Origin of the sequence: Streptomyces sp. NPDC057950 (assembly GCF_042887295.1) — a bacterium.
GTDB lineage: Bacteria > Actinomycetota > Actinomycetes > Streptomycetales > Streptomycetaceae > Streptomyces > Streptomyces kaempferi.
This window is the reverse complement of the sequence record NZ_JBHVPP010000036.1, coordinates 19697-41317: the sequence shown is the minus strand read 5'-3', so window position 1 is coordinate 41317 and position 21621 is coordinate 19697. Positions and strand designations below refer to the sequence as shown.

Sequence of the window (21621 nt, the reverse complement as noted above, 5' to 3'; positions counted from 1 at the left end):
TCGCGGGCGGGGGCGGGTGCCTACCGGGTTTTCTTGGGGGCCTCTCGCTCCTCGGGGGGGCGTTCTGGGGGGCCGGCCCCCCCCCCCCCCCCCCCCCGGGAGGCCCAGCGCGTACGCCATGCGGTCGGTCAGTCGGCCATCCTCCTTGAGGATGGCTTTGGCCATGACTCCGTTCGGCTGGCGGGCTGCCTTAGCGCGCAGCGGCGGCCGTTCCGTCAGCGCTGCCAGACGGTTCAAAAAGGCCAGGTAACGGGCTGAATCCAAGGCGTCGAGCACGCGCCGGCGGGCCTCGGTGGTGTTGCCGACGTCCCAGATCTGAAGACGTGCGGAGACCGCCCCGAGGACGAGTTCCCCGGGCAGCGCCTCGATTCCCGCGCTCAGTCGCTCCCGCAGAACTTCCTGGTCGCGTTCCGCTCCGAGTTCGCCGCTGAGCCACTTCAGTTCCTCGCGGACGGGGTCGGTGGCTTCGCGGTCCAGAACCGAGCGGTAGGACCGCAGGACACCGCGCAACCGACGGCAGGTGGTGCGCATCTTGTGCACCGCGTCGGGCAGGTCGCGGCGGACCGCGGGATCCAGGTTCACCAGAGTGCAGATTCGCCGGTTCAGGTAGCTCAGAACCCTCTCACCGGAGGAGCCGGGCGTTGCGGGTTGGGCCCGCTTATCGGGTACACGGGGCGTTTCAACTCCCGTCTCCTCCAGGGCACGGGCCAGCTTGGACGAGTTGTGCGCCCGACCAATGCCCATTTCACGCAGAGCCCCGTCCACAGCGTCCAGCAGGGCGTGATCGGTATCCGTTGCGAGTTCAACCTCGATCTCGCTCCATGAGGCCAGAGTGCCGGGGGCGAGCAGAGGCTCAGCACGGACCGCGTCGATGCTCAGCTCGGCGAGGGTGACACCGTCAGAGCCCACGAGCTGCCGCACTCCGCGGGTGGCACGGATCCGGACTACCGGCCGCAGATCCGCGCCCCGGGTACGGGAAAGAACCAACTCGCGCAGGGCGTCCGGAACAGATTCGGACAACGAGGCCTGTACTTCTTCCCGGCTGTCGTGGGACAGCGGCAGCTTGAGGTGCCAGCCCGCGTCGGGGCCGCCTGTCCTCCGGCGGGGGGTGGCCGCCGTGCGCGCCAGTTGCAGGTTGTCGGTGTCGTAGTAGACGGCGTCCAGATGCTGAGTGCCCTGATCCACGACGGACTCGATTCCACCTACGCCTCGCAGGTCAGGAAGCCAAGCGGTGGCGTCGGAGGGAGCCTCGTACTTTCGTTCTGTCTCTCGCTTCGACTGGGTCATGTTGTCCGCGTACACGTCTGCGCGCCGAATAAACACGGGCAATCTGGTTCACAACGCATGGACGGCCATTTCGGGCGGCGGACGAATTCGATCTCTTCTAGCGGATCGTCCTGCTCCTGCATGTCTCGGCGTGCGTCTTTGCGGGCCGCAAGTCCACGCTCTGCGTGACGGGCACCGCGTTCGGCAGGTCGTCCCGGGCAAGGTCGACGTCCGCCACCGTAGTGATGCGGGCGGGCAACTGCACGTGGCAGTACGGGCACTCGATCATCATGACGTTCAGGCGCACCAGAACTCCTTTCCTCGCCGCCTACTGAGCGGCATGCTCGCGCGACCGCTCGGCCACCGTGTCACGGCTCAGCCGTGGGGCATGGCGGTATACGACGGTTGTCCCGTGCACGCCGTCGTACTCGTAGGTGACGCGCCTTTCGTGCGCGCGGAACGCCAGCAATTGAGGAAAGCCGCGGTTTCCTGGAACACCGCCACCAGGGCGTTCGCCGACAACGACCCGATCAGTCGTCCGGAGGCCGGCGTGCAGGCAGAAACGTTCCGAACATCCGGGCGCGGGGCGAGGGCCTGGCCTGTGCACGGGTGTGTGGGTCTCCGACAAGCCGACCTCTCCCGAAGCCCGCGGCACAACGCACGAAACGTCCCTTCATACGACCCGTAGAAGGCCATGGACACCTGCTCAGGCGCACACCACTGCTCCCCCGGTCGCTGCAGACCAGGTCCGGTAGTGGATGCCCGCTCAGCGCGGTCGGACCGCCTGCTTCGGGGTTCTCTTTTCGCCGGGGCGGATCACGGGTGGAGCAGTGTCTTGACCATGGCGTCTTCCTTGGCCTGGAACATTGCGTAGGCCTTGGGGGCGTCCTCCAGCGGCATGTCATGGGTCTTGAAGGAGTCCACTCCGAGCGGGTCGTCGTCGGTGAGCAGGGGCAGGATGTCGTCCACCCAGCGCCAGACGTTTGCCTGGCCCATCCTCAGCTGGATCTGCTTGTCGAACATGCTCAGCAGCGGCATGGGGCTGGCCGCACCGCCGTATACGCCGGAAACTGAGACCGTGCCGCCGCGGCGTACCAGTGTCATCGCGGCATGCAGCGCGGTGAGGCGGTCCACGCCGGCGCGCTCCATGAGTGGCTGGGCGACGGTGTCGGGCAGCAGGCCGGTGACCCACTGGGCGGCCTTGGCGAAGGGTGCTCCGTGGGCCTCCATGCCGACGGCGTCGATGACGGCGTCGGTGCCCCGGCCGTCGGTCAGGTCCTGCACTGCTTCGAGCAGGTCGCTGCTGTCGCGGCGTGCGTCGAAGCAGGTGACTCCGTGCGCGGCAGCCCGGGACAGGCGGTCGGCGACCGGATCGATACCGATGACCCGGGAGGCGCCGCGGTGCTGGGCGATGCGGGTGGCCATGTCGCCGATCGGGCCCAGTCCCAGCACGGTCACCGTGCCGCCTTCCGGAATGTCCGCATACTCGACCGCCTGCCACGCCGTCGGTAGGACGTCGGACAGGTAGACGTAGCGGTCGTCCGGGGGGCCGTCCGGAACCTTGATGGGCAGTTTGTTACCGAAGGGAACCCGCATCAGCTCGGCCTGGCCGCCGGGCACCTGTCCGTAGAGCTTGGTGTAGCCGAAGAGCGAGGCGCCCATGCCGCGATCGCGGACCTGGGTCGTCTCGCACTGGGAGTGCAGGCCTCGATGGCACATGTAGCAGTCACGGCAGCAGACGTTGAAGGGGACGACGACCCGGTCGCCCGGCTTGAGAGCGTGAACCTCGGGCCCCGCCTCTTCGACCATGCCCATCGGCTCGTGGCCCAGGATGTCGCCCGCGTCGAGATAGGGCCCGAAGAGTTCGTAGAGGTGAAGGTCAGAGCCGCAGATCCCGCTGGTGGTGATCCGTACGATGATGTCGTCGGGCTTCTCGATCCGGGGATCTGGCACGGTCTCCACGCGGACGTCCCGCTTTCCCTGCCAAGTCAGTGCACGCATGACGCTCCCTGTCGCGCGGTCTGGGTGCTGATAAGGCCTGTGCTCCCCGCTCCCGCCTTGAAACGCTTCGCGATCCGCCAGTCTTCCTGCAGGACAGGGGGGATAAGCGGGTGAACTCGATGTGCGGACGAACTGTTCGTCAGCACTGATAGGTGTGCCGGCGCCGGTCAGGCGCTCGTCGGCGGGCCTGGCTGCTGCTGGTTGTAGCGCTTGGCTGCACGGTCGTTGAGCTCGCTGCCCCAGCGTCGAATCTTCTCCGTCCACGTCGAAGCAGTCCGGTTGATGCTGTGGCCTTGTTCGATGCTGTCGGCCTGTGCCCCGTCGGCGCTCCCGACCTTGGAGGGGGCCGGGGGGAGGAGGCGGCTGGCGAGCCCGCTGAGCCGGGTGACCGTGGCCGGTGCCAGGCCGTGCGCTAGTCCGGCCGCACGAGCCGCAGGGGTGAGGACCACCCGGGTCCGCCGCCGCTCCAGAGCCTGCACGATGCGCTCGGCCGCGCGCTCGGCATCCATGGAAAGGACAGGGGTTCCAGCGAGGGCAGAGAACCAGGCGAACTCCTTGGATGCCTGCCCGCCGAACTCTGCCTGCAGATGGGAACCGGTCCGCATCAGCCCGGGATGGACGGTGGTCACGCTGAGGTTGTCGTCGGCCGCTTCGGCCCGCAACCCTTCGCCCAGTGCTCCCACGGCGGCTTTGGCGCACGAGTAGGGCAGGAGATGCGGAACGGCGAGCAGACCGCCGACGGAGCCGATGAGGCACAGCCTGCCCCCGGCGTCACTGCGGCGCAGGTGGGGAAGCGCGGCCATAGCGGTGTTCACCGTGCCGCCGAAGATGGTCGCCATGGCCTCCTCAAAGGCTCCGCTGTCGAGGGAGGCCACCGGTGCGACCTGGATGACTCCCGCGTTGGCGATGACGATGTCCAAGCTGCCCTGGCTCGTCTCAGTCTTCCGGACAACGGCTTCCACCGCCTCCCGGTCCCGCACGTCACAGACAGCGGTGGAGACTTTCCCCCCGGTCCGCTCCTCGGTCCAGTCGGCACCGCGTCGCAATTCGTTCTCGTCGCGAGCGGCCATGGTCACCCGGCAGCCGCGCTGGGCCAGCCGCGCAGACAGAAGCAGCCCAAGCCCGCGCGAGCCGCCCGTGACCAGTGCGGAAAGTCCGTCGAGGTTCGACGCTCGGTTAGTCGGTGCCACTCTCATCACCTCGCGTGTCGAAGACGATCCGAGTACCCGGATCACGCGTGGCTGAACAAACAAGATACGCCGTGGCAGACGGTTATCGAAGATGCCGCCCGTGCATGACCTCTCCCCGATTCTCCTTCCCCGCGCCTTCGCACCAAGGCGCACGGCCATCCGTTGTTCAGCCTGCCCCGCCTCCGGGTTGCCGCCTCCTCGCCGACCTAGAGACGCCTCGGTCCCATGACATGGTCAGGGTTGGATAGAGGCGTTTGTGTTCGCGGACGGTGTCATAGGTGAAGTAGGCGTCGACAGACGGCCGCGGAGTTTGAGGACGGCTTCAGCGCCGCCGACGGGACGACATCGACTACGCCGACGTGAAAGCCCTCATAACCGGCTGCCTGGTCCGGACGGAGGGCCGCACGGACGCGGACCTGGCGGCGCTGGAGCGGGTCACCGAGATCGTGTGCGAGGGACTGCGCGCGAGGTGAGCCCCCGGCACGCCGTGTACCGGCACGGGGCCGAGGACCGGCGCACGGCGCTCCGAATGGCAGCTTCTTGTCTTCCATGGTGGCATCCGGAGGTGCTTAATGGTGCACCCGGTACGCACAGTGAGCTGCCAAGGACACGGGGGCGCATGAACGACACAGGGAACCTCGGCGTATCACCGCCCAACCCTCCGAGAACGCCCGCACCGCCGCGACCGCAGGAACCGCCGGAACTACTCACGACACCCGCACGCTCCGAGGACAAGCGAACCCTGGTTCTCAAGGTCAGCCGCCGCATGCTGTGGGTGGGGACAGCGGCACTCCCGCTGCACAACATCACCAGTGTCGACGCCTTCAAGGCGAGGACTGACTGGGGCAAAGCGTGCATGCGCTTCCTCACGGGGCTGTTCGGTGCTCTTCTGCTCTTCGCATGGCTGAACCGCGCGGGGGACGGCGGGGATCACCTCGGGAACCTACTCATCGTCGTCGTGATCGCCGCGGCCGGATTCGCCTTCAAGGACGTGTTCAGGCCGAGGCCGGTGCTGACCGTCGAGACGGCCAGCGGTTCCAGGGTGACCCTGACGCTGCCGAGCATGGACGAGTTGCAACAGATCGCCGAACGGATAGCACAGGCCATCGACAACCCGGAAGCCGAGTTCAAGACGCTCGTGCAGCAGCTCAACAGCAACAACACGAACAACTACGGCCCCGTCGTCCATATGAACGGCGGCCGCGGAAACACGGGGTTCAGACTATGAGCGATGCGTCGAACTACTACGGGCCGGTGGTCAACATGAACGGTGGCCGCGAGAACGTCGGCATCAACTACGGCACCGTCGGCGGTGCCCAGGACGTCGAGGTCCGTGCCGCGATAAACGAACTCAGGGACCTCCTGGACGAGTTGCGTCCACACCTCACCCGGGAACAGAACCGCACCGTCGAGGAGGCCCTGCCCGAACTCACCCCAGACCGCGAAGCGTTGCGCAGTCGGGGTCTCGTCCTGGCCTCCGTCGCTCAGATCGCGTCGGCCGTCGGCGCGGTGGGCCAGCCCGTCGCTGAGGCCGTGGGACGGCTGCTCGCTCTGCTGGGCTGAGCAGCCGGGCCCGGGGAGCAATCGAGGAACTGGGCATCTCCATGGGAGGGGTTGGGACCATCCCCGCGGGCGCAGGAAGCAGCTGGCCTGCGGGTTGGTACTCAGGGAGCATTGTGGACCACCCCCGCGGGCAGGGGGAGCAGATCCGTTCGTCGCCGCCGTCCACTGCCCGGCAGGGACCATCCCAGCGCGTGCAGGGAACAGAACGAGCCGTCCATGGACGGCTGGTCAACGTCGGGACCATCCGCGCCGACGCGGGGAGCAGCAGGAGACGTCACCTGCCGATGGAACCACTAGAAATGAAAACCGCAGCACTGGTGACCGTTCCCGATGGCGAGATCATAAGGAGACCGGTCCGTTATCCCAAACCCGGTGTCGGCCCACAACCATGCAGACATGGGCCATCCAGCTGGGGTACTCGGCCGATCGGGAGCGCCGGCACGCGGACGCATCATCACCGTGCTGGTCACCTTCAGCGTGGTGTGCGCACTGATTGCCTATGCGCTGTGGCAGATTCACCGCACATTGGACCGCACGCCGCCCAATGTCGCGGCGTTCGCGCACTCCCACGCCACCCGAACCGCAGACGCGGTCGCGGCACGCAAGAGTTCAGCGCGCCTGACCCAACTGACGTCGGCGCTGACCTGGGCCGTTCCACTCGGCACATCGACGGTGGACTCCTGCCAGACGCACAATCAGAACCCGTTCTTCGGCCCCGCCCACTGGGCACCGATCAACTGCGCCCGCAGCAGCGTCCTTTACCTTGCCTTCGATGGCAACATTCACATGCGCCTCCACCAATTCGACGCGGCGCTGGCCGGGCAGGAATGGGCATCAGGTTCGTACCCGAACACGCTGACCGGGATGGCGACCTGGATGAGCCAAGCCGGCGGCGACCCCTCGCCGGCCGCCTCACAGCAGGGAAGCACCGAACCCCCGGGCTCGCAGCCGATCTGCCTGTCCACCACATACATCCCGGCCACGAAGCAGCACCGTGTCCCGTACGACAGGCTCAGCGTCCGACTGCGAGTGGCGGTGGCGGAGCGGCCGTACATGCCCAGTACAGACGCCGGCGGCATCCCGACAAACGGCAAGAAGTCACCGATCGACGGAACGGTCTACCTCGCCTGGCACCCCATGTCGACCGACGCGGTGAGCCGCTCCGCCTACACCCGTCACCGCTACGTGGCCGCCTTTTCCCTCGTCGACCGCTACGCCGTCCAGTCCACCCCGGCGGCCTCGGCGCCCCCACCGGCGTAAGGAGAGCCGCCGCACCGGCTCGCACGGAGAGGACGGATGTCGGACACGGTGACTCCTGGACGAATAGACTTGTTGAGGCTGTCACGCTCCGTCGGCGCGGCCTCGCCGAAAACAGTCAGCACCAGCGGGTGCGGGGGCAGTTCCAGCCGTCTCCATCACCCCCGCCGCCTCCGCCGGATGAGCTTCCGCGGAGGACCTGGCCATGGAGCTCTCGCGCGAGTACAAGCGCAACATCGGCACCGGTCTGGACGTGCAGAGGAGAAGGACACCGGCCAGGAGGAGACGGCCGAGCCGTCCTTCTTCACGTACATCGTCGGAATCGGCTGCCAGTCGACACTGTCGCCGATCCGGTACTGGTACGTCACCCCGGTGAATCCTCCGGACTGCGTGGCGGACAGCGTCACGTCGTCGTCTGTGGTGTCACCCGTAACCGGGGACGCGAGACCCGCCTTGCCCACGCCGAACGCGTAGGAAGTGGTGGCGGCGGAGACGTTGCTGCCCGAATCGTCGTCCGGGCGTACAGGGTGTGCCAGCCGTTGACCGGCTTGACCGTGATGGTCTGGTACTGGCCGCCGCTGCCATCGGTGGTGTCCAGGGCCCGGTTGGGCACGGTCTTGTCGTCCAGGCCCCACTGGTAGCCTGCGCCGTCGGTCGAGGTGGTGGACAGAGTGCAGGTTGCACCGCTGCTCGACTTGTCCGTCCAGCTCCCTGAGGAGTACGGGGAGCAGGAGATGCTGGGCGGGCTCGGCTTCGCCACATTCGGCACGAAGTAGACGTACGAGGACCAGGAGCCGTAGTCCGTGCCGTCGTAGCCGCGCACCCGCATCCGCAGATGCGAGGCGGCCAACTGGCTCGCCCCCGGAACAGCGAGGGTGGCCGTACCGCCGGAGGACACGGAGGCGGAGGTAGCCGTGTAGGAGTACGACGGATCGCTCGCGTAAGCCGGATCGTTGGTGATCTCGACTGCGCCTTGACCGCGGAGCCGTCCGGGTCGGAGACCTTCGCCGACAGGGTCGGGGTGTACGTCGTCACGTACCGCTTGCCGTTGTAGGCGTTGACAGCGGACGGCGAGACGGCGGACGACGAAGGCGTTGCCGGGTAGGAGTTGTAGTTCACGACCAGCTTCGGCGCGTACCCGGAGGTGGTGTAGTTCGCGGACCGGAACCGCCGCCAGTTCGTGGCGTCCGTCTCGTCCGAGCTGCGCACCTGGATACCGTTGTTCGCGGCGCCGTTGGCCCAGTCCTGGACCATCCCGGTCAGTGTCCAGTTCGACCAGTTCGCGGGGCACGAGGAGCTGTAGCCCCAGTGGCCGGCGTTGGTGGCCATGTTGGTCGTCGTGGTCGACGGCTGCGCGCCCCAGGTGAGGGTCGTGGTGTCCAGCGCCGAGGTGCCCCGCTTTGCCTGGGTCGATGCGGAGCTGGAACAGCTGGAGGAGTAGTAGGAGTACAGCGACATCGTCGACGAGGTGATGTGCTTGCCCTTGAACTTCGACACGTCGAACTTCAGGTAGGAGCGGGCCGTGTCCGTACCGGAGTCGTACGTGCCCGACTTCAGCTCCTGCGAGGAGACCTGCGAGTCCGGGTAGTCCGGGGTCTGTACCCAGGTGTCGGTGGTGACAGCGAGAGTAGAGGTGGGGTCAACAGTGACCGGGTAGGTGGCCGAGTCGAGGAAGCCGGAGTCCGGTGTCAGGACGAGGGTCTGGGAGCCGTCGTCCGCAGTCTTGATCTCTGTCGCGATCTGCTGCTCGTGCGCGGACTCACCGGAGGCGTCGTCCTTGCTGGCATCCCACATCATCGGGGCCGGGGCCTCGGCGATCAGTTTGCCGTCGGCGTCCTTCAGCAGCAGGTGCCCCGACGCAGCCTGAGAAAGGGTCAGGCCCTTGAGACGCAGCGGGATGCGGTAGCTGACGTCCTTGCCGGTCGGCCGGCTGCCTAGCGTGATGTTCTCGGCGAAGCCCTGCGCCAGGGCGGTTGCCGAGAGGGTCTGGTCGTCACCCAGGTCGTAGGACGCGGTCGAGTCCTTCACGGTCGGGGTGGGGAGTTTGTCCGCCCAGCCGAGGCCGAAGGACTCTTTGCCCTTGGCCACCGAGGCGAGGTCGGTGTCACCGCCGTCCGACACTGCGATGTCCGCGGCGGCGACCTGGGGTTCCAGTGTGCGGCGACGTGGTTGGCGTCGCGCGCTTTGGGGTTGATCTGCTCGCGGACCGCGAGGTAGAGAACCTTCAACGCGGCTTGCTCCGCTGGGAAAATGGCCGCGGTTGCGGGTGCCCTGGCGGAGCCGGGAGTTGATCGACTCGACCATGTTCGTGGAGTAGACCACCGTCCTTATGGCCGGCGAGAACGCCAGGTAGGGCGTGAACTCTGGCCAGGCCGACCGCCAGGTCCGGACGGTCGCCGGATAGCGTTGCCCCAGGTCAGACGCTTCGAAGTCGTCGAGGGCCTGCTCGGCGGCCTGTTCCGTCGGGGCCGCATAGATCGCTTTGAGGGCCGGCACCAGCTTGGGGTGGTCCCGGGCCAAGGACAGCCGGAGCGAGGCCCTCGTCAGGTGGATCACGCAGGTCTGGACGGTGGCCTTGAGCCAGGTCGCAGTGAGCGCGTCCGGCAGACCTTTCAGACCGTCGCAGGCGACAATGCAGACGTCCTCGACGCCGCGGTTGTGCAGCTCGGACAGGACTGCCATCCAGGTGGTGGCGCCCTCGCCTTCGGAGCCGACCCACAGGCCCAGGACGCCTTTTCGGCCGTCCATGTCGACGCCGACGGCCAGGTAGACCGGCCTGGAGGTCACCGAACCCGAGCGGATCTTCACCCACAGCGCGTCGATGCAGATGATGGGCCAGACACGTCGAGAGGCCTGTTCTGCCAGGTCACAAGCTCGTCGACCACGGCATCGGTGACCTTGCTGATCAGGTCCGGGCCGACCTCGACCCCGTAGATCTGGGCCAGGTGGGAGCGGATGTCGCGCACGCTCATCCCGCGCGCGTAGAGCGACAGGATGCGGTCGTTGAACCCGGAGCGCCGCCGGGCGTTCTTGGGAACCAGACGCGGCTCGAAGCCACCGTTTCAGTCCCGCGGCACCGACAGAGCGATCGCCCCGGCGTCGGTGAGGACCGTCTTGGGCGAGGTGCCGTTGCGGGAGTTCCCTGACCCGTGACCTGCGAGATCGCCCCGCTCATAGCCAAGATGCTCGCTCATCTCGGCTTCCGGAGCCCGCTCCAGAACAGACTTGGTGATCTCCGTCAGCAGCCCGTCCTCACCGAGCAGGGCCACCCCGGAAGCATCGGCCTGGTCGAGCAACCGCCCGGCGACCTCATTCACCATCTCGTCCCCGGCCACCGGAGCAACCGGTTCCGTCTTGTCTGCCATGACTCGTCCGATCCGCCCGGCCCGAGAGCCCGAGGCCGAGCCCCAGACCAGGCTGTCCCATCACGGACTTACACGATCTTTCAGACACGCTCGTCGTCGCTGGCGGGCATGTCCAGGCCCAGAGCCCCTGCGATCTGGCGGTAGGACGTGGTCATGTCCGGATCTCCCGCAGCGACAAGAGAGGACAGAAGTGCCTGGTCAGCCGGAGGTGCTCCGGTCAACGAGCGTGAGGGACCGGCGGCGCGCCCCATCCTCCCAGGGGCGCGCCGCCGACTGTCTGGCTGCTGACGGACCACTCGCTCATCGCGGAGCCGACTTCTGCGTGATCCCGCCCGGGCGGTGGTCGGCTGTTGCCGTCGTACTGAGCGGGCGCCTAGAGGGGCTACTGGTTCAGCGGCCGAAGGCCCTGGCCAGTTCCTGCTTGTTCATCGACGACCGGTCGTCGATGCCGCGTTTCTTCGCCCCGGCGTACAGCTGGTCCCTTGTCGGGCCCTGCGCGCCCTGGTGGGAGCGTTCGCCGCCGCGCTGCGAGGCCGACTTGCCGTCCCGGATGGAGGCTTTGCCGGCCGTGGCGGACTCGTCGGCGCGAGCGCGTTCCTTGCACTGGCTATGGACAGCCGCTCTTACGGCACGTTCCACCCGAGGACGACCGGCAGCTCGTGCTCGTAACCCAGTGTGTTGATCGTCCCCGGAGGCGGGTGCCCGAACTGCCGCCCGAACGAAGCGTCAAGCCCGAGCCAGCGCGCGGTGAGGATGCGTGACAGGTGGCCGTGCGCAACGACGGCCACGTCGCCCGTGTCCAGCAGAGGGCGGACCCGGCCGAGGAAGGCGTCGACCCGCAGCGTCAGGTGCCCGAGGCCCTCGCCGGCGTCGACGCCGTCGCGCCACAGCTCCCAGCCGGGCCCGAGCTCCTGGATCTGCTCGGCGGTCAGCCCCTCGTAGCGGCCGTAGTCCCACTCGATCAGGTCGGTGTCGGGCTCCGCGCTGCTCAGCCCCGCCAGTTCGGCGGTCCGTAAGGCGCGAGTCAGCGGGCTGCTGTAGACGGCGGCGAACTCCCGATCGGCCAGCCGAGGCGCGAGCGCACGCGCCGCGTCCTCCCCCACCTGGGTCAGCGGCAGGTCGGTGCGGCCAGCATGCTGTCCGGTCCGGCTCCATGCGGTCTCGCCGTGCCTGATCAATACCAATTGGCCCATGGCTGAGGACCGTATCTCACATCGAACACAGGGCGAATGTCGCCTGATGCGGCACTAGGTACTCATGCACGGGGTGCTCAGCCGTGCGTGGAGGTCAATGCGCTCCGGCGGCCCGCGCACGGCGCTCGGCTGCGAGGCCGCTACTCACTGGCGGGTATGTGTGGTGCGTGCCGCGTGAGCTGCTGCTCGAGCGCGGTGCGGATGTCGGAGCAGAGCAAGACGGAGGCGGTGAGGTTCGTGGACGGGGTCGCGGAGGGGCACTTGGTCATCTACGCGATCGAGCATGCGGATGCGGCCGTACGGGCCGTGGAGGTACGCCCCGCCTAGCAGGGTACGGATCCCCAGCCGGGCGGCCTGTCGGGATCTGAGCTTCTTGTTCGGGCGCCCTGGCCCCGGGGTTCGACGGGACCGGGCTCGGGGGCCCAAGGCGGCAGGCCGTGTACCGCCGTGCACGGCCTGCCGCGCTATGCAGCGGCAGCACCATACCTGCGTCAACGGCAACGGGAAGACGGCCACTGTGTCTTCGAGGCCCAGCGGCGGCCACGGAGCAACTCGCGCGGCGTTGTCATCGTATGAGCAGACCCGGCCCAGGAGCAGTAGCGGCGTGCGGCCCGTCACGTGGTGAGCGGCGGCGACAGTCGCCGCCGCGTCCGGCCGCAGCCGGACCAGGCCCCCCAACGGCGCCCCGGCGCTCGCGGCGACTACGGCGGTTCGGACCGCACTCCTTCCGACGCGGGCCGAGCCGGCGTACCGGCCGGGGTCACGTCTCCATCCAGGAGCCAGCGTCACCCGGTGTCTCCAAAGCGGTCCAGGTGGTCTCGTGCCCAGGTCTCGAAGGTGGTGAGGGGCAGCCCCAGATGCCGTGCGAACTCGGGACGGGCGGGCTGGGGTTCCTCGTTGATGCGGGCCTGTGCGAAGCCCATGTTGGGCATCCCGGCGGCGGTCGCCTCTTCGGCGGTCATGTCGGGTGCGGTCAGCTCGGTGCCGAGGGTCTGGGAGAGGACCGCGGCGATATCCGTCATGGTCAGGAAGTCACCGGCCAGTTCCAGCTCGACCCCGTCGAAACGCTCCGGCGCGGCGATGGCCGCGGCGGCAGCCGCGCCGATGTCGTCGACGGCGATCAGGGAGAGCCGGGTCGCGGGCTTCAGCAGGCTCACGAGGCCCCCCTCGACGCCACGGGGGAACATGACCTGAGCGCAGGGGCGGAAGTTCTCCATGAAGAACCCCGGCTTGATGAGCGTCCAGTGTGGGAAGCGTGCCTCACGGACTCGGTCCTGGATCCCGGCCTTGGCGGAGTAGTACGGCTCCATCCAGGCCCACCGGTCCTTGACCCAACTGACATGCTGACCCGCACCGGAGACCGAGGTGTGCACGAACTGCGGGACTCCGGCGGCCCGCGCACCGTCGATCAAGTTGCCGGCCTGCGTGACCTCCCCTTCGAACCCGCGGCCATCCATGTCGGGCATCTGGACGGAGAAGACGGCGCGCGCTCCCGCGGCGGCCCTGCTCACGGAGCCGCGGTCGTCGAGGTCGCCGGTGACCAGCTCGGCGCCCAGTGCCTCGACGGCCTTGGCCCGGGCGGTCGAAGGGTTGCGGACCAGCGCCCGAACGGGAATCCCCGCCCTGAGCAGAGCGCGAGCGGTGGCACCACCTTGCTGACCGGTGGCGCCGACGACCAGAACGGGGGCGGAGGGTGTGCTCATGCTGCTCCTCGGATCACATCCGGAGGTAAACGGCGGGGTCCGCCATTTACCTCGGGTACGATACGGAGGGCCCCGCCACTTAGCAAGCACGGAGACGCCATGACGGTCCAGCGCGCGGATGCCCGGCGCAACTACGCACTGATCCTCGCCGTTGCGGAGGGGGAGGTCGCCGCGCACGGCGCCGACGCCTCCCTGGAACAGATCGCCCGCACCGCCGGAGTCGGATCGGCCACCGTGCGCCGCCACTTCCCCAGCCGCCGGGTCCTGCTGGAGGCCGTGTTCAGCCACCGGATCGACGCTCTCTGTGCCCGTGCCGTCGAGCTCGCCGACGCGGACGACCCACGGGCCGCGCTGTTGGAGTGGCTGAGCGCGCTCACCACGTACGCAACTACCGCGCGCGGCATGGCCGATGCGCTGATCCAGGACGGGACGGACGAGGCGGACCACGTCAATGCCTGCGCGGTGCGCCTCGGCGGCGCGGTCGATCCACTACTGCACCGCGCCTCACGGGCCGGCGCGGTGGCCCCGGAGGTGACCACTGCCGATCTGGTCTCGCTGGTCACCGGCCTCGCACTCGCCACGGAGCGTCATCCAGACCCTGCTGCCGAAGCGAACCGACTGCTCGCCCTGGCGGTACGAGGGATCAGCCCGCAAAAGTGAGAGACCGGCGGGCCGGCGGTGGTGACACGCCCTGGCACAGCGCTGCGGCGGCCCGTCGGACAACCCACGAAGCGTGCTCCAGACGATACGGCGGACCTCCCGTGCGCTCGAGTGGCCTTTTCCGTTGCGCTGTGCGGCGAGGGCCGTCTCTGCCCCGCTCACGGCGCCAGCACTACCCTCCCGAAGACCTCTCCCGCGTCCATCTTGCGGTGGGCCAGAGCCGCCTGGTCCAGCGGCAGCACCTCGTGCACCCTCGTGCGCAGGTCCCCGTGCGCGGCATCGGCGAACTGGGACGACCGCACGGCATTCCGGTCGGGGCCGGGCACGGTGTCCGAGCTGAAGGTGGCGAACGACAGCGATCTGCGGAAGGCATCCATCAGCCGCGTGCCGAAGTCCGCCGGCGGCTGCCCACCGACCACACCCACGGCCACGTACCGCCCGTTGGAGTTCAACCTGTCCAGGAAGAGGGGAAGCTGGGGTCCCCCCACGACATCGATCACCACGTCGAAGCCCGCCGGCGCGTCCTGGCCACCCTCACCGGAGCGGTTCAGGACGTGCGTGGCGCCCAGTTCCCTCAGGCGGGCGCCACGCTCGGCCGACGAGGTGGTGACCGCCACCGAGCCCGCGCCGTTCCTCGCTGCGAGCTGGACCGCCGTGATCCCGATGCTGCCCGCCGCACCGCGCACAAGCACCGCCTCCCCGGGTGCGAGACGGGCCCGCTCCAAGGCGAAGTGGGCGACCACGCCGGAGCCGCCGAGAGCGACCGCGTCGATGCTGGTCAAGCCGTGGGGCAGCGGCAGCACATCATCGACCGAGGCGACGGCGTGCTCGGCATACCCACCGGACAGGCCGGTGAACGCCCATACCCGCCGACCGATCCACGAGGCGTGCACACCCTCTCCCACCGCGGTGACGCTTCCCGCGACCTCGCTGCCGAGGAGATGGCCCGCCCGGAAGCCGTAGGCGGCGAGCGTTCCCCGGCGGATCACGGCGTCCACACCGCCCACCCCGATCGCCTCCGTGGCGATCCGCACCTGCCCCGGAGCGGGAACGGGTACGGGCACGTCGATAACCTCCAGACCCTCAGGGTTTCCGAACTCCCTGATGACGACGGCTTTCATCTCTGCTCCTCGGCTGTGGACGGACGGACACAACTGCTGCGACTGTGGGTGTCGCATCGGCCCCACCGTCGGGGTCACCGGCGGATTGCCCGGGCGGCGCGGCGGCACCGCCATCGGACCGTAGCGGGCGCCCCCGTCCGTCTGGCTGAAGTGAGAGACGATGACTGGCCAGTTGCCTCAGACCGTGCGCTCGGATGCCCGCGACAACCGGGCCCACATCCTGGACGCCGCCCGCGCGGTGTTCGGCGAGGCGGGCCTGAGCGCACCCATACGCGACATCGCCCGGCACGCAGACCTCGCCCCCGCCACGCTGTACCGGCACTTCCCGACCAAGCAGGCACTGATCGCGCAGACCTTCACCGAGCAGCGCCGCGCCTGTCACGCTGCCGTCCGCGACGCTCTCACGGACGCGGACCCGTGGCACGGATTCCAGAACCTGATCCAGCGGATCTGCGAACTGCACGCGCGCAGCAAGGGATTCGCCGACGCTTTCATGACGGCCTTCCCCGAAGCCATGGACTTCGCCGCCGACCGGGAGCGGACCCTGCGCGCAGTCGCCGAACTGGCCCGCCGTGCCCAGGAGGCCGGCGAGCTCCGCCCCGGCTTCGTCGTCGACGACCTGATTCTCATGCTCACGGCCCACCAGGGCCTCCAGCACGCGCCTCTCCCGGTCCGGCTCACGGCCTCCCGCCGGTTCGCCGCCTACGTGATCGAGGCGTTCCGCGCCGCGCCAGACACAGGTGCGCCCACCCCCTGCCGCCGGCACCACGCCTGCGGCACGCGCGCTCACCCCCGACACTGTGAACCCGACAACCCTGCTACTGGCGGACCTGATCGCCCATAAAAGAGCGTTTTGTCCTAGGGGTAGTGTTTGGTTCCACGTCAGGCATCGCGCCAGTTCGGGTTGGATTCGCTGGTGAGTCGCCTGCTTATGAGGTCGATCATCGCGATGTGGATTATGGCTTCGGAGCGGTGTGGGTGGGTTTCGTAGTCGCGGGCCAGTCGGCGGTGATGCATGAGCCAGCCGAAGGTCCGCTCGACGACCCAGCGCCGTGGGATCACTTTGAAGCCTTCAACTCCCGGATCACGTTGGACGACTTCGACGTCGATGCCGAGGCGTGCGCCGTGGTCGAGGGCTTTGGTGCGGTAGCCGGTGTCGGCCCATGCTTTGGTCACGCGCGGGTGAGTGGCGGCGATGTGGGACATCAGGTCCATGCCGCCGACGTTGTCGGAAACGCTTGCTGCGGTGACCCGGACAGCGAGGAGCAGACCGAGGGTGTCCACCCCGATATGGTGCTTGCGACCTGCGATTTTCTTGCCGGCATCGATGCCCTGGCCGGCCGCGGGCACGTTCGCGGAGGTCTTCACACTCTGCGCGTCCAGCACGCAGGCGGTCGGCTCACCGTCATGGCCTTCGGCTTCCCGGAGCAGGCGCCGCAGGAGACTGTTGAGGTGGTCGAAAACGCCCTCCTTTTGCCAGGCGGCGAAGTAGCCGTAGACCGTCTCCCACGGCGGGAAGTCGTGAGGCAGGTAACGCCAGGCAATGCCGGTGCGGTCGACGTAGAGGATGGCGTCCATCAGGCGGCGCAGGTCGTGCTCGGGCGGCCGGCCGATGTCGAGACTCTTGCCTCTGCGCTCGGCCCGCCAAGCGGTGAGGGTAGGCCCAATCAGTTCCCAGCGTGCATCGGAGAGGTCGTTGGGGTACGGGCGGTATCGCGTCATGTTTCGGTACTACCGTCGAGGCCCTCGTATCGGCAGGGCTCAAATGAGGTTCAGCGGGGGCGCCTTGGGATCAGACAGGAGTGAACGGGCCGAAAAGGGCCTATACATGTCGTCAACCGCATCACCTGGCACACGACATATCCCTGGCCTCATCGTTCTTGAATCGACCTGACAGCCAAAGAGCCACCAAACACTACCCCTAGGACAAAACGCCCTTTAAAAGAGCGTTTTGTCCCGGCGAGGTTGTTTGGTGGCGCTTCACCGGGACGAGTTGAGAAGGCTGCTGGGGCGAAGGCGTTCCCTGTGGTGGATGGGGCAGCTGCCGCTCTTCGTCCGCCCGTTTCCGTCGGTTCGCTCCTGTCTGATCCCAGAGCGCCCCCGCTTGGCTCTGTTTGCGCCCTGCAGGGACGGGCTGCCCGCCGGTACTACCGAAACATGACGCGACAACGCCCGTACCCCAGCGACCTCTCCGATGCGCGCTGGGAACTGATCGGGCCCACCCTCACCACCTGGCGGGCCGACCGCAGAGGCAAGGGCCTGGACATCGGCCGACCGCCCGAGCACGACCTGCGCCGCATCATGGACGCCATCCTCTACGTCGACCGCACCGGCATCCCCTGGCGTTACCTGCCGCACGACTTCCCGCCATGGGAAACGGTCTACGGCTACTTCGCCGCCTGGCAAAAAGAGGGCATCTTCGACCAGCTCAACACTCTCCTGCGCCGCCTGCTCCGGGAAGCCGAAGGTCGCGACGGCGAGCCGACCGCCTGCGTGCTGGACGCGCAGAGTGTGAAGACCTCCGCGAACGTGCCCGCGGCCGGCCAGGGCATCGATGCCGGCAAGAAAATCGCAGGCCGCAAGCGCCACATCGGGGTTGACACCCTCGGCCTGCTCCTGGCCGTCTGGGTCACCGCGGCGAGTGTCTCCGACAACGTCGGTGGTATACACCTGATGTCCCACATCGCCGCCGCTCACCCTCGCGTGACCAAGGCATGGGCCGACACCGGCTACCGCACCAAAGCCATCGACCACGGCGCCCGTCTGAGCATCGACGTCGAAGTCGTCCACCGCGAGCCGGGCGTCAAAGGCTTCAAGGTGATTCCGTGGCGCTGGGTCGTCGAGCGGACCTTCGGCTGGCTCATGCATCACCGCCGCCTGGCCCGCGACTACGAAACCCACCCTCACCGCTCCGAAGCCATAATCCACGTCGCGGTGATCGACCTCATAAGCCGCAGACTCACCCGCGAATCCACCCCCAACTGGCGCGACACCTGAACCTCGAACCAAACAACCTCGCCGGGACAAAACGCTCTTTAAAGCAGGAGGGCAGAAGGAGAGGAAAGAGGGTTGCCGGGGCCCGCGGTCGGTCCTGGTCAAGGGGTCTGACCTGCACGAACACCAGGGAGGCCACTGCACGTGCCGGTAGGGGACACGGCAGGGGAAACGGTCGACTCCCTACCAAGCCCCACCACCCCTGCCACGGCCGGGCCGACGGTCCGCACGATCGCTGCGCAGTGCGCACCCACAGAGCTGATGATCACCGGCGCGCCCATACTCGCCGGGCCGCCACCAGGTACCAGTAAAGGCTTCACGCCCACGCCCGGGCAACACCGCGACGGCAACGCATCGCGACGGGGGGTGTGCAACCGCTGGCATCACCGCACCCGGCCGCCATCGCCCCCGACCACAGACCCGACCACGGCAGGTCACCGGGTTGCGCACCAGTACGCATGCAGCCCCGGCCGGTGTCGGTCCCGGCCAGGGCTGCTGCTGATGTCCATGCTGGCGGGGCACTGCGCAACGGCTGGGTGAGGACGGAGTGACTGCACTGGACAATGTTGAAGGCGGCGGACAGGTCCGGTGGACGAAGGCCGACACGCTGCTCCCTGCGCAGGACGAAACGGGTGCCAGCCAGGACGAGTAGTTCCGAGAGGCTGGTGAACTACAGCCTGGGTAGAACCTCGTTGAGGTCCGGGGAGCGACGTTCGTGGAGCCAGTAGAGGTAGACGCGCAGGTCGGTTTCGAGTTCGCCGTCGAGGTAGGCGAGGAGGTCGTTCAGTCCTGCGGACAACTCCCGGTAGATCTCATCGGAGTTGGCCGACCAGGCGGTGTTAAGGCTCGTGGCCCATTCGCGCAGTCGGCTCCGCTCGTGCCACCACGACCGGACAAGGTCCGCGGTCCAGTGCTGGTCTCCGTCCCAGCCGTAGCCGCTGAGGGGATCCGTCCAGGCGGCGAAAAGCAGTCGGTCGACCTCGACAGCGTTCCTGGGCTGGCGATAGACGAACTCTTGGCCTGTCATATCGTCGTAAAGGACGTGATCGGGAGCGGCCATCCGCCCGGACCAACAGTTGTCGGTTTCAGCGCCGTAGAACGGTCCGGGCACGTTGCGCCAGTTCCGTTCCTCCCAACAACCCGTCAGGTACGTCTCAGGGTGCGGCAACGCCAGAGCCAGATTCGGCACCGCTTCGGGCACCGGAGTGCCGGCAGCAGCTCGTGCGGCCGGGAGCGGGTCCCAGTACCCAGAGTGGCCGTTCATCCTCACCCTCGCTATCTGCGTTCGCCTGCGAGAAAGCGGTGGCGGTGTCCAGGATGGGCGTTGCTGAGCAACGCTCATCGGGAGGCCACGTGCGCGCCGACTTGGGCACCCTCGTGACCGCAGTCTAGGTCAAGGTCGACGACGTGGTCAGGGGAACTCGAAGCCTTGGCGGACCGGTTGCTGAGTGATTCCGAGCCCGTCTGACTGGTCATGGCCCCGGCCCTGTTGGCTTCCACTCCGAGTCCCGCTGATCGCACTATGCGAACAAACACCTGTGTGCCGAGTGCCGACCGGTGTGCAGTGGCGGGTGTCGACGGTCATTTCGGACTGACTCTGTCGCGACTTCCGTGATCTCCCTTTCTGGCAATCAGCGCGCAGTGCCTGCAGAAGGGATGTCCTGCTGGATCGGTGAGAACACGCGCTTTGTCCCCGTGAGGCTGGTGGTCCGGCGTTTTTGCAGCAGCCGCGTTGCGTGTGGCAAACGCTGCGAGCACGGACTTGCCGGGCAAGGACCCTCTGTAGGGTGCTCGCATGGGTGAAGGCTGGAACTCGACAGACGGGATCCTGCGGTTTCCTTCAGGCGCGCTCGTACGTGGCCGGGGTTTGCGTTACCCCTTGCCCTTCGGGCCGACGCCGTCCTTCGCGGTCTACCTGCTCGGTAAGCAGCCCCCCTCGACCGAGTGGGAGACTCGATGGTTGCGGTGGCCTGACTTTCGCCTTCCCGAAGACCGCCAGCAAGCTCGGGATGTGCTGCGGGAAGCGTTGACCCGGGCGGGGAACGAACGCGTTGAGGTCGCATGCTGGGGCGGGCGAGGGCGGACAGGAACAGCCTTGGCATGCATGGCTGTCCTTGATGGAGTTCCGCCAGACCAAGCCGTCGCGTTCGTCCGTCAGCACTACCACCCCCGTGCTGTGGAGACCCCCTGGCAACGCCGATTCGTACTGCGTTTTGAGGACGCTTAGCGGTGCGTTTCACATCGAGGGCTGCGTGCCCGGCCGGCCGGCTTGCAGAGGGCACACATCAACCCCGGCCGGCCACTCGTTGGCCGGGCTCATCTGTGGTGCGGACCGGTGTCGGTCCTGTTGATCCGTCAGGATTCTCACCGCCGCGACTTCACCGACACCAGCTGCCGGACGTCTGCACGGCTACGCGCGACGGCCGACGGACCGGGTGCGGAGCGTGTGTGCGAACCTGGCTGCCGGTCGAGGCTGCCATGGACACGACAAGGAGGTGGAGAGGTAATGCGCGAGGCTTATCAAGAGGAACTGGGCTCGATCGGCGACACCCTGGTGGAGATGGCGAACCTGGTCGGATCGGCCATCGGTCTGGCGACCACCGCACCTCTGGACGCCGACCTGAAGCTCGCCGAGAACGAGATCTCCGCCGACAACAAGATCGACGACCTCCAGCGCGATCTGGAGAACCGCGCGATCGCGATCCTCGCCAGGCAGCAGCCCGTCGCCACAGACCTGCGGACCGTGGTCACGTCACTGCGCATGAGTGCGGACCTGGAACGCAGCGGCGACCTCGCCGAGCACGTGGCAAAACTGGCCCGGATGCGCTTCCCCGCCAAGGCCGTGCCCCGGGACCTGCGCCGCACCATCCTGGAGATGGGCCAACTCGCCCAGCGCCTGATGGCACAGGCCGCCGAAGTCATCATCACCCAGGACGTCGAAGCAGCCCTCCAGCTGGAGAAGGAAGACGACCGCATGGACGAGCTCCACCGCATCGTCTTCCAGCACCTGATAGACAAACAGTGGCACCACGGAGTCGAAACCGCCGTCGACGTCACCCTCGTCGGACGCCACTACGAACGATTCGCCGGCCACGCCGTATCCGTCGCCCGACGCGTCATCTACCTCCTCACCGGCGAACACACCAACGAGCCCACCCCAGAGCAGCCCACAACCGTGTAACCCCACAGCCGGCGACAACGACCGAGTCAGGCCGCAGCCTCCGCGGGGCCCACCTGATGGCGGAAGTCGGCGTCGACATCGCCCAGGCCGCAAAGAGCCTGCCTCCTCCTCCCGCACACCTGGTACA

The 21621-nt window shown here is 67.8% G+C and carries 18 protein-coding genes and 3 pseudogenes; 9 read left to right on the top strand and 12 right to left on the bottom strand.

What is annotated here, in order from left to right; genetic code table 11:
• The 4 genes from ACFVTC_RS40015 to ACFVTC_RS40000 form a co-directional block, all read right to left on the bottom strand.
• A partial coding sequence (locus ACFVTC_RS40015) for a CHAD domain-containing protein (protein ID WP_390134326.1) occupies positions 1-1287 on the bottom strand: 1287 nt, incomplete at its 3' end.
• Positions 1288-1384: 97 nt separating this feature from the next.
• A complete protein-coding gene (locus ACFVTC_RS40010) occupies positions 1385-1573 on the bottom strand; it encodes a hypothetical protein (protein ID WP_390134324.1) in 189 nt (62 codons plus the stop codon).
• A 509-nt stretch (positions 1574-2082) separates the two neighbouring features.
• Entirely contained in the window at positions 2083-3267 is a 1185-nt protein-coding gene (locus ACFVTC_RS40005) for an alcohol dehydrogenase catalytic domain-containing protein (protein WP_390134321.1), read from the bottom strand.
• 167 nt (positions 3268-3434) lie between these two features.
• Complete coding sequence (locus ACFVTC_RS40000; protein WP_390134392.1) at positions 3435-4463, bottom strand: SDR family NAD(P)-dependent oxidoreductase; 1029 nt, start codon at positions 4461-4463, stop codon at positions 3435-3437.
• Positions 4464-5076: 613 nt separating this feature from the next.
• On the opposite strand from ACFVTC_RS40000, the gene ACFVTC_RS39995 reads away from it, so the two are divergent.
• From ACFVTC_RS39995 to ACFVTC_RS39985, 3 genes are all read left to right on the top strand, one after another.
• A complete protein-coding gene (locus tag ACFVTC_RS39995; protein WP_390134319.1) occupies positions 5077-5685 on the top strand; it encodes a DUF6232 family protein in 609 nt (202 codons plus the stop codon).
• A complete protein-coding gene (locus ACFVTC_RS39990; RefSeq protein ID WP_390134317.1) occupies positions 5682-6020 on the top strand; it encodes a hypothetical protein in 339 nt (112 codons plus the stop codon). The genes ACFVTC_RS39995 and ACFVTC_RS39990 overlap by 4 nt, the downstream gene beginning before the upstream one ends.
• Before the next feature lie 459 nt (positions 6021-6479).
• Entirely contained in the window at positions 6480-7280 is an 801-nt protein-coding gene (locus ACFVTC_RS39985; RefSeq protein ID WP_390134315.1) for a hypothetical protein, read from the top strand.
• A gap of 420 nt (positions 7281-7700) precedes the next feature.
• Here the strand turns inward: ACFVTC_RS39985 and ACFVTC_RS39980 are convergent, their stop codons facing one another.
• From ACFVTC_RS39980 to ACFVTC_RS39965, 4 genes and pseudogenes are all read right to left on the bottom strand, one after another.
• Positions 7701-9071 (bottom strand): DNRLRE domain-containing protein, encoded by a 1371-nt coding sequence (locus ACFVTC_RS39980; protein ID WP_390134390.1) that lies wholly within the window; start codon positions 9069-9071, stop codon positions 7701-7703.
• A gap of 498 nt (positions 9072-9569) precedes the next feature.
• Positions 9570-10597, bottom strand: a pseudogene (locus ACFVTC_RS39975) (IS256 family transposase); the annotation flags it as partial.
• 435 nt (positions 10598-11032) lie between these two features.
• Positions 11033-11275 (bottom strand): annotated as a pseudogene (locus ACFVTC_RS39970) (plasmid stabilization protein); the annotation flags it as partial.
• Positions 11266-11835 carry a histidine phosphatase family protein gene (locus ACFVTC_RS39965; RefSeq protein WP_390134313.1) on the bottom strand — a complete coding sequence of 190 codons (570 nt, stop codon included), beginning with the start codon at positions 11833-11835 and terminating at the stop codon, positions 11266-11268. The pseudogene ACFVTC_RS39970 and the gene ACFVTC_RS39965, both read right to left, overlap by 10 nt.
• 201 nt (positions 11836-12036) lie before the next feature.
• Between ACFVTC_RS39965 and ACFVTC_RS39960 the strand changes: the two genes are divergently transcribed.
• A complete protein-coding gene (locus tag ACFVTC_RS39960) occupies positions 12037-12162 on the top strand; it encodes a hypothetical protein (RefSeq protein WP_390134311.1) in 126 nt (41 codons plus the stop codon).
• 458 nt (positions 12163-12620) lie between these two features.
• On the opposite strand, the gene ACFVTC_RS39955 is transcribed toward ACFVTC_RS39960, so the two are convergent.
• Positions 12621-13538, bottom strand: a complete 918-nt coding sequence (locus ACFVTC_RS39955; RefSeq protein ID WP_390134309.1) for an NmrA/HSCARG family protein — start codon at positions 13536-13538, stop codon at positions 12621-12623.
• A gap of 99 nt (positions 13539-13637) precedes the next feature.
• Here ACFVTC_RS39955 and ACFVTC_RS39950 point away from each other — a divergent pair, with 99 nt between their 5' ends.
• Positions 13638-14198 carry a TetR/AcrR family transcriptional regulator gene (locus ACFVTC_RS39950; protein WP_390134307.1) on the top strand — a complete coding sequence of 187 codons (561 nt, stop codon included), beginning with the start codon at positions 13638-13640 and terminating at the stop codon, positions 14196-14198.
• Between the two features lie 158 nt (positions 14199-14356).
• On the opposite strand, the gene ACFVTC_RS39945 is transcribed toward ACFVTC_RS39950, so the two are convergent.
• On the bottom strand, positions 14357-15319 hold the full coding sequence (locus ACFVTC_RS39945; RefSeq protein ID WP_390134305.1) for a zinc-dependent alcohol dehydrogenase family protein: 963 nt from the start codon (positions 15317-15319) through the stop codon (positions 14357-14359).
• A 160-nt stretch (positions 15320-15479) separates the two neighbouring features.
• On the opposite strand from ACFVTC_RS39945, the pseudogene ACFVTC_RS39940 reads away from it, so the two are divergent.
• Positions 15480-16123 (top strand): annotated as a pseudogene (locus tag ACFVTC_RS39940) (TetR/AcrR family transcriptional regulator).
• Positions 16124-16201: 78 nt separating this feature from the next.
• Here ACFVTC_RS39940 and ACFVTC_RS39935 read toward each other — a convergent pair.
• Positions 16202-17041, bottom strand: coding sequence for an IS5 family transposase (locus tag ACFVTC_RS39935; RefSeq protein WP_390134303.1), 840 nt, complete (start codon positions 17039-17041; stop codon positions 16202-16204).
• A 435-nt stretch (positions 17042-17476) separates the two neighbouring features.
• Here ACFVTC_RS39935 and ACFVTC_RS39930 point away from each other — a divergent pair, with 435 nt between their 5' ends.
• Positions 17477-18316 carry an IS5 family transposase gene (locus ACFVTC_RS39930; protein ID WP_390134301.1) on the top strand — a complete coding sequence of 280 codons (840 nt, stop codon included), beginning with the start codon at positions 17477-17479 and terminating at the stop codon, positions 18314-18316.
• 667 nt (positions 18317-18983) lie between these two features.
• Here the strand turns inward: ACFVTC_RS39930 and ACFVTC_RS39925 are convergent.
• Positions 18984-19340: a hypothetical protein gene (locus ACFVTC_RS39925; protein ID WP_390134299.1), complete on the bottom strand. Its 357-nt coding sequence runs from the start codon at positions 19338-19340 to the stop codon at positions 18984-18986.
• A gap of 768 nt (positions 19341-20108) precedes the next feature.
• On the opposite strand from ACFVTC_RS39925, the gene ACFVTC_RS39920 reads away from it, so the two are divergent.
• Together ACFVTC_RS39920 and phoU are read left to right on the top strand one after the other, a co-directional pair.
• The gene (locus ACFVTC_RS39920; RefSeq protein ID WP_390134296.1) at positions 20109-20540 is read left to right on the top strand and encodes a protein-tyrosine phosphatase family protein; all 432 of its coding nucleotides are present in this window, start codon (positions 20109-20111) and stop codon (positions 20538-20540) included.
• Between the two features lie 279 nt (positions 20541-20819).
• Positions 20820-21494 (top strand): phosphate signaling complex protein PhoU, encoded by a 675-nt coding sequence (phoU, locus tag ACFVTC_RS39915; protein WP_390134294.1) that lies wholly within the window; start codon positions 20820-20822, stop codon positions 21492-21494.
• Positions 21495-21621: the final 127 nt, after the last annotated feature.